At 37.2% G+C, this 1,199-nt stretch carries 2 protein-coding genes; one reads left to right on the top strand and one right to left on the bottom strand.

The window, feature by feature from the left end:
• Window positions 1–73 precede the first annotated feature (73 nt).
• Entirely contained in the window at window positions 74–331 is a 258-nt protein-coding gene (locus tag ADI76_RS10470) for a SemiSWEET family transporter (RefSeq protein WP_003006102.1), read from the bottom strand.
• 287 nt (window positions 332–618) lie between these two features.
• On the opposite strand from ADI76_RS10470, the gene ADI76_RS10475 reads away from it, so the two are divergent.
• The gene (locus tag ADI76_RS10475) at window positions 619–882 is read left to right on the top strand and encodes a SemiSWEET family transporter (RefSeq protein WP_003012241.1); all 264 of its coding nucleotides are present in this window, start codon (window positions 619–621) and stop codon (window positions 880–882) included.
• The last annotated feature ends 317 nt before the right edge of the window (window positions 883–1,199 follow it).

Here is a 1,199-nt window from a genome sequence, read left to right on the forward strand (position 1 = left end):
CTGTGCGGAGGTGGGACGACGAAATCGAATTCTAACGAATTACCAATTTCTGTCCCACTCTCTCTTTCATTGATTACAAGGCTGTGATAGCTGTGATCAAACCAAAGATGATCCCTGGTGCATTGGCTGCAGCAAGTGGAATATCGCGTTCTTTTTTGAAGAGTCCGTAGTAAACCCAAAGGCTACAGTTGATGGCTGCGACAAGGGGTTGAACAAAGTTCCCTTTGTGACCTGCGAGGTTATCCATGATTTGTGGGAAGTAAGACACATACATCATAACAGACATAAAGGTCGCAACCCAACCAAGAATTTTCATTTGTTTTTCATTCATTTTGAAACTACCATTTCCTTTTCTTTTTTTAAAGTATGCACTATTCTACCTTTTGTCCTTTACAAATTCAAGTCTTTTTTTCAAATGTTACCGAACTGTAAAGTGTCACAATCTTGTGATTTTGCAGGAAGATGGATTTCTTTTCGAGAGAGTCTTCTCTCTAGTTGCCATTTTTTGACACATTGTCTAATTTTGTGCGAATGTAATCATTTTCATTTTGCGTAGCATGCAAATTAATTGCATTTTCTTCCTACTTATGCTATTTTGATACACAGAGGTAAAATTTTATGAATAAACAAAAAATCAACCAAATCGTTGGCTCGATCGGTGCCTTTATTGGGATTATCGTTTTCATTGCCTACATCCCACAAATTATTGCTAATTTACAGGGAAATAAGGCCCAACCTTTCCAACCCTTGTCAGCTGCTATTTCTTGCTTGATCTGGGTCATTTATGGTTGGACAAAGGAACCTAAAAAAGACTGGATTTTGATCATTCCGAATTCGGCAGGTGTCATCCTAGGGGGATTGACTTTCCTTACATCACTTTAATAGAAAGTGAACAAAGACTGAACTCTACGGGTTCAGTCTTTTTTGTGTATCCCTTTGAAAAACAAAAACAATCGCAGTCGGTTTTCGTACAAAAAAGCCCGCTATGAGCAAGCTAAAAAAATTGACAATTCTTTTCTTTGAATAACCTATGCTGGATTATTGTGCAAAAATATCCAAATAATATCTGATTATTATTAGAGTATATTGAAACTTTCCGCTGTGAGAAAAGTGCCTGAAATAATTATGTTTCAGGCACTCGGAATTATTGAGACCTTAGGCTCAATAATTAGTCATGGAACTTCTTCGAAGTTCGCTGA

Source organism: Streptococcus parasanguinis (assembly GCF_001074805.1).
GTDB classification, from domain to species: domain Bacteria; phylum Bacillota; class Bacilli; order Lactobacillales; family Streptococcaceae; genus Streptococcus; species Streptococcus parasanguinis_A.